Source organism: Sphingomonas sp. CCH21-G11 (genome assembly GCF_001555965.1).
In the GTDB taxonomy this organism is placed as follows: domain Bacteria; phylum Pseudomonadota; class Alphaproteobacteria; order Sphingomonadales; family Sphingomonadaceae; genus Sphingomonas.
Map to the genome: position 1 here is coordinate 1 of NZ_LSHX01000037.1, position 6,561 is coordinate 6,561.

Annotated in this window: 7 protein-coding genes; 6 read left to right on the forward strand and 1 reads right to left on the reverse strand. The window is 67.7% G+C overall.

Annotation, left to right across the window (positions count from 1 at the left end):
• Positions 1-265 precede the first annotated feature (265 nt).
• Positions 266-934: a pyrimidine 5'-nucleotidase gene (locus AX676_RS11310; protein ID WP_066481111.1), complete on the forward strand. Its 669-nt coding sequence runs from the start codon at positions 266-268 to the stop codon at positions 932-934.
• Positions 931-1,755: a 2,3,4,5-tetrahydropyridine-2,6-dicarboxylate N-succinyltransferase gene (dapD, locus tag AX676_RS11315; protein ID WP_066481110.1), complete on the forward strand. Its 825-nt coding sequence runs from the start codon at positions 931-933 to the stop codon at positions 1,753-1,755. Before AX676_RS11310 ends, dapD begins: the two co-directional genes overlap by 4 nt.
• A gap of 16 nt (positions 1,756-1,771) precedes the next feature.
• Here the strand turns inward: dapD and AX676_RS11320 are convergent, their stop codons facing one another.
• Positions 1,772-2,908 (reverse strand): PQQ-dependent sugar dehydrogenase, encoded by a 1,137-nt coding sequence (locus tag AX676_RS11320; RefSeq protein WP_082731024.1) that lies wholly within the window; start codon positions 2,906-2,908, stop codon positions 1,772-1,774.
• A 244-nt stretch (positions 2,909-3,152) separates the two neighbouring features.
• Between AX676_RS11320 and rimP the strand changes: the two genes are divergently transcribed.
• From rimP to AX676_RS11340, 4 genes are all read left to right on the forward strand, one after another.
• Positions 3,153-3,743, forward strand: coding sequence for a ribosome maturation protein RimP (gene rimP / locus AX676_RS11325; protein WP_066481109.1), 591 nt, complete (start codon positions 3,153-3,155; stop codon positions 3,741-3,743).
• 9 nt (positions 3,744-3,752) lie between these two features.
• Positions 3,753-5,390, forward strand: coding sequence for a transcription termination factor NusA (nusA, locus tag AX676_RS11330; RefSeq protein ID WP_066481107.1), 1,638 nt, complete (start codon positions 3,753-3,755; stop codon positions 5,388-5,390).
• A complete protein-coding gene (locus AX676_RS11335) occupies positions 5,371-6,150 on the forward strand; it encodes a DUF448 domain-containing protein (protein ID WP_082731023.1) in 780 nt (259 codons plus the stop codon). The genes nusA and AX676_RS11335 overlap by 20 nt, the downstream gene beginning before the upstream one ends.
• 4 nt (positions 6,151-6,154) lie before the next feature.
• Positions 6,155-6,561, forward strand: a 407-nt coding sequence (locus AX676_RS11340) for a translation initiation factor IF-2 associated domain-containing protein (protein WP_197417801.1), incomplete at its 3' end; no start/stop codon positions are given.

A 6,561-nucleotide genomic window follows, 5' to 3' on the forward strand; every position in this document is an offset into this window, starting at 1 on the left:
GGTGTAGGGCTGGGTGTCGGTGCCGGCGCCGGTGCCGGGGGGATCGCGCCGATCCCGCCGCCGCCGCCGCCGCCGCTGCATCCCGCGATCGCCAGCGCGAGCGCAGTGGTGGCCAGTCCCAGGCCGAGGGGTGACGCGGTTCTTATCCGGCAACGCATATCCGCACGCTCCCCACCGATTGTTCTTGGCCTTCAACACTACGTTGCCACGGGGCCGGGGGATGCGCTTGCCGGGTGGGATCGTTGACCCTAAAGCCGCGCCAGCCATGCGCCCCGCACTCGCCCATATCGATACCTGGATCTTCGACCTCGACAACACGCTGTATCCGGCGAGTATGAATATTTTTGCGCAGATCGACGCACGGATGACCCAGTTCATCGCGGAGCTGCTCGATTGCAGCAAGGAAACTGCTTTTGCCCTGCAAAAGCAGTGGTTCATCGACCACGGCATGACGCTTGCCGGGCTGATGGCCGACCATGGCGTCGACCCGCATGTGTTCCTCGACTATGCCCACGACATCGAGCTCCACGCGCTGGAGGCCGACGCAGTACTTGCCGATACGATCGTCGCGCTGCCGGGGCGCAAGCTGGTCTTCACCAATGGCGATGCGCCCTATGCGCGGCGTGTGCTGGCGCGGCGCGGGCTCGCCGGATGTTTCGAAGGGATTTGCGACATCCATGCGACCGGCTATCGCCCCAAGCCGCAGGAAGCCGCCTATCGCCATCTGGTTGACGCGCATGGCATTGATCCGAAGCGCGCGCTGTTCGTCGAGGACATGGCGCGCAACCTGAAGCCCGCCAAGGCGATCGGCATGACGACCGTGTGGGTCGCCAACGGCTCGGAACAGTCGCCCGATGCTGATCGCGACCATATCGACTATGTCACGCCCGACATCGGCCAATGGCTGGCCGATATCCTGAAGGAACCCGCATGACCGACCTTATCGCCACGATCGACCAGGCGTGGGAGGACCGCGCCGAACTCAGCTTTGCGACGACCGGCGCGGTGCGCGATTCGGTCGACGCCGCGCTGGCGATGCTGGACGCGGGCGAGGCGCGGGTCGCAGAGCCCGACGGCGCGGGCGGATGGCGGGTCAATCAGTGGCTGAAGAAGGCGGTTCTGCTGTCCTTCCGCCTCAACGACAATCAGGTGATACCCGGCGGCAGCGCGGGCGCGCCGGCGTTCGACAAGGTGCCGAGCAAGTTCGACGGCTGGGACGAAGCGCGCTTCCGCGCAGGCGGTTTTCGCGTCGTGCCGGGCAGCATCGTGCGCCGCGGCGCGTTCATCGCCAAGGGCGCGGTGCTGATGCCCAGCTTCGTCAATATCGGCGCCTATGTCGGCGAAGGCACGATGGTCGATACCTGGGCGACGGTCGGCAGCTGTGCGCAGATCGGCCGCAACGTCCACCTGTCGGGGGGGGCGGGGATCGGCGGCGTGCTCGAACCGCTCCAGGCCGGACCCGTGGTGATCGAGGACGGCGCGTTCATCGGCGCGCGCGCCGAAGTGGCGGAAGGCGTGCGCGTGGGCGAGGGCGCGGTCCTGTCGATGGGCGTTTATCTCGGCGCGTCGACCAAGATCATCGACCGCGCGACTGGCGAAGTGTTCCGCGGCCACGTCCCGCCCTATTCGGTGGTGGTCCCCGGTTCGATCGGTGGCGGCGACGGCAAGCCTGCGCTTTATTGCGCGGTGATCGTCAAGCGCGTCGACGCACAGACCCGGTCGAAGACGAGCATCAACGACCTGCTGCGCGATTGAGGGCGGGGCGCCGCGCTCAGCGCGGCGTCAGCTTCAGCAGGCGGCCCTGCGAATCGCCGCGCCCGTCCTCCAGCACATAGATCGCGCCGTCCGGGCCCTGCTCGACCTCGCGGATGCGCGCGCCCATGTCCCATTGGTCGCCCTTGCGCGCATTGGTGCCGTCGACATCGACGCGGACCAGCGCCTTGGACGACAGGCCACCGATGAACAGGTCGCCCTGCCACTGCGGGAACATCTTGCCCGAATAGACGATCAGCCCGCCGGGCGAGATCACCGGGTTCCACGACACTTTCGGCGCTTCGAATTCGGGACGCGTGTCGTGATCGGGAATGTCGCGACCGTCATAATGATCGCCGTCTGAGACGATCGGATAGCCATAGTTGCGCCCGGCGACGATCACATTGACCTCGTCGCCGCCCTTCGGCCCCATCTCCTGCTCCCACAAATTACCCTGCGCGTCGAAGGCGATGCCGAGCAGGTTGCGATGGCCATAGGACCAGATGGCGGGGTGGAACCCCTTGGCGGTCAGCGCCGGGTCGCCCGCCGGCTTGCCGTCGGGGGTGAGGCGCAGCACCTTGCCCAGCGTCGCCTTTGGATCCTGGGCGGGATCGAACTTCTGGCGTTCGCCATTGGTGAAGAACAGATATTTGCCGTCGGGCGAAAAGGCGATGCGCCCCGAATAATGCCCCTCGCCCGCGACGAACGGCGTGGCGGTGAAGATCGTCGTCAGCCCCTCCAGCGTCGGCGCGGCACCCTCGGTCAGCTTGCCGCGCGCCAGGACCACGCCCTTGCCGCCTTCGCCCGGGGTCGAATAGCTCAGATAGACGATGCGGTTGGTGGCGAAATCGGGGTGGAGGACGACGTCCATCAACCCGCCCTGACCCTCGCTGCTCACGCCGGGCACGGTGGCGACCACCGACTTGGTCTTGCCGTCCGCCGACACGAGCATCAGCTGCCCGGCCTTTTCGGTCACCAGCATGCGCCCGTCGGGCAGGAATGTCATCGCCCAGGGCGCGGTGAAATCGGCGACGGGGGTGACGGCGAAGGGCAGGCCGGCGGCCGCGGCGGCGTCCTGGGGCGTCGGCTGGGCCTGGCATGCGCCGCCCAGCGCGGCGATCAGGATGGCGGCGATGGGGAACTGGACGGCACGCATATGGTCTCCTGAGCGAAACGGGAAAGATCGGACTTTAGCCAGAATGCGCGGCGGGTGCCAAATGTCCCTCGCCCGATCCGCGCCGGCCCGAATCCCGGTGGTCGGCTAGGCTCTTGCCCCGCCGCGGGCTTGCGCGTATATCGGTTGTGCTTTCTCGACATCGTTACACATGGCGAGGCCGGTCCCCACGGGTTCCGGTGCCGAAGCCCCATATCCACGTTCGTTCGCGAGTATCGAAGCCCGCATGGTCGACATCGCCGCCCTGACCCAGTTGATCGAGCCCGAGGCGCGCGCGCTCGGCTTCGACCTTGTGCGCGTCAGGATGTTCGGCGGCGTCAGCGATCCGACGCTGCAGGTCATGGCCGAGCGGCCCGACACGCGCCAGCTGTCGATCGACGATTGCGCGGCGCTGTCGCGGCGGATTTCCGACCGGTTCGACGAGCTCGAGGCTGCCGGGCGCGACCCGATCGACCATGCCTATCGGCTTGAGGTCTCGTCGCCCGGCATCGACCGGCCGCTGACCCGGCTCCGCGACTTTGCCGACTGGGCGGGGCATGAGGCGCGCGTCCATCTGACCGCGCCGACCGCCGACGGCCGCAAGCAGCTGACCGGCGACCTGCTGGGCGTCGACGGCGATCAGGTGACGGTCGACGTGCGCAAGCACGGGCCGGTCACGGTGCCGTTCGCGCAGGTCGGCGACGCCAAGCTGCTGATCACCGACCGGCTGATCGCCGCCACGCAACCGCTTTCGTCGGCCGGTGCCGACGAGATTCTTCACGAAAATCCGGCGTCGGATGGAGCCGACGACATCATCGAAATCGAAGCAGAAGGATAAGGACGTCCGATGGCCACCGCCGTTACCGCCAACCGTGCCGAGTTGATCGCGATCGCCGACGCCGTCGCGCGCGAAAAGCTGATCGACAAGGGCATCGTGATCGAGGCGATGGAAGACGCGATCCAGCGCGCGGCGCGTGCCCGCTATGGCGCGGAGAACGACATTCGCGCGAAGCTCGATCCCAATACCGGCGACCTGCGCCTGTGGCGCGTCGTCGAAGTGGTCGAGGCGGTCGACGATTTCTTCAAGCAGGTGAACCTGAAGGAAGCGCAGAAGCTTCAGCCGGGCGCGGTCGTCGGCGACTATATCGTCGATCCGCTGCCGCCGATCGAGTTCGGCCGCATCGCCGCGCAGGCCGCCAAGCAGGTCATCTTCCAGAAGGTCCGAGATGCCGAGCGCGAGCGCCAGTATGAAGAGTTCAAGGACCGGATGGGCGAGATCATCACGGGCGTCGTCAAGCGCGTCGAGTTCGGCCATGTCGTCGTCGATCTCGGCCGGGCCGAGGGCGTCATCCGCCGCGACCAGCAGATCCCGCGCGAGGTGGTGCGCGTCAACGACCGTATCCGCTCGATCATCCTCAACGTCCGCCGCGAAAATCGTGGCCCGCAGATTTTCCTCAGCCGCGCGCATCCCGACTTCATGAAGAAGCTGTTCGCGCAGGAAGTGCCGGAAATCTACGACGGGATCATCGAGATCAAGGCTGCCGCGCGCGATCCGGGCAGCCGCGCCAAGATCGGCGTCATCAGCCATGACAGCTCGATCGATCCCGTCGGCGCCTGCGTCGGCATGAAGGGCAGCCGCGTCCAGGCGGTCGTCCAGGAAATGCAGGGCGAAAAGATCGACATCATCCCCTGGTCGCCCGACACCGCGACCTTCGTCGTCAACGCGCTGCAGCCGGCGAATGTCAGCCGCGTCGTCATCGACGAAGAGGATGACCGCATCGAAGTGGTGGTGCCCGACGACCAGCTCAGCCTGGCGATCGGCCGCCGCGGCCAGAATGTCCGCCTCGCCAGCCAGCTGACCGGCAAGGCGATCGACATCCTCACCGAAGCGGATGCCAGCGAGAAGCGCCAGAAGGAATTCGTCGAGCGTTCCGCGATGTTCGAGAAGGAACTCGACGTCGACGAGACGCTGGCGCAGCTGCTGGTCGCCGAAGGCTTTGGCGAGCTGGAGGAAGTCGCCTATGTCGAGGTCGACGAGCTTGCCGGCATCGAAGGGTTCGACGAGGATCTTGCCGCCGAGCTGCAGAGCCGCGCGCAGGAGGCGCTGGAGCGTCGTGAGGAAGCCAATCGCGAAACCCGTCGTGCACTGGGCGTCGAGGACGACCTCGCGACCATGCCCTATCTGACCGAAGCGATGCTGGTCACGCTGGGCCAGGCAGGCATCAGGACGCTCGACGATCTGGCCGATCTCGCGACTGACGAGCTGGTCGCCAAGAAGCGCAGCGAGCCGCGCCGCCGCAGCGATGCCGCACCCAGTGCGCGCAGCGAGGACAAGGGCGGCATCCTGGCCGAATACGGCCTGAGCGAAGAGCAGGGCAACGAGATCATCATGGCCGCGCGCGCGCACTGGTTCGAGGACGAAGCGGCCCCGGCCGACGCCGCGGCCGAACCCCAGGAGGACGCTGATGCGGAATCCGGGCAATGAGACGCGGGCTCGACTGAAAGCGGCAAGTCCCCCCTCCCGCAAGCCGGAGGGGAACAAGGGCGCTGACGCAGAAAACCCGCGCACCTGCATCCTGACCCGCGATGCCGCGCCACGCGAGGCGCTGGTGCGCCTGGCGCTGTCCCCCGATGGCGACGTGCTGCCCGACATTCGCGCCAAGGCGCCGGGGCGGGGCGCGTGGATCGGCGTGACGCGTGCCGAGCTGATCGCGGCGCAGGCCAAGGGCAAGCTGCGCGGGGCGCTGGCGCGTGCGTTCAAGACGACTGAATTGCGCATTCCCGACGATCTGGCCGACCGGATCGCCGGCCAGCTGCAGCGCGCTGCGCTCGACCGGCTGGGGCTGGAGGCCAAGGCCGGGCATCTGGTGATCGGTGCCGAACGCATCGAAACCGCCGCGCGCGCGGGCCGTCTGCGGCTGCTGCTCCACGCCCGTGATGCGGGCGCGGACGGCGCGGCTAAGCTCGCCCAGGCATGGCGTGTCGGCTCCGACCGGGAGGCGAGCGGCCTCAAGGGGCTGGATTTGCCGGTCGACCGCACCATATTGTCCGTGGCGCTGGGCCGCGAGAATGTGGTACATGCCGGCGTCATCGACGGCGGAGCCGCGCGGCGCGTATCGCAGGCGCTGTCGCGCTGGCTGGCCTTCATCGAACCCGAATGTGGTGCTTCACCTTGCGAAATGGCTTCGCAAGGCGCATCGACCCCATCGTCGCGCGATACGACGATGAACAAGGAACTTGAGTAACCGGATGAGCGATACCGACAACGACAAGCCGAAACTGGGGGCGCGCGCGCCGCTGGGCCTCAAGCGCACGGTCGAGACCGGCAAGGTGAAGCAGAGCTTCAGCCATGGCCGCTCGAACACCGTGGTCGTGGAGGTGAAGCGCCGCCGCGTGCTCGGCCGTCCGGGCGAGGAGGCGCAGGCGCCGGTGCCCGCCGCCGAGGCCGCGCCGCCGGCTCCGGCCGCGCGTCCCGCGTCGCCGCCACCGGCCGCTCCGCGCAACGCCGGCAACAGCCTGTTGTCGCGCCAGGAGCTTCAGGCCAAGCTGCTTCGCGAGGCCGAGGAAGCACGCATGACCGCGCTCGAGGAAGCGCGCCGCCGCGAGGAACGCGAGCGCCAGGAATCGGCGGAGGAAGAAGCGCGACGGCGCTCATC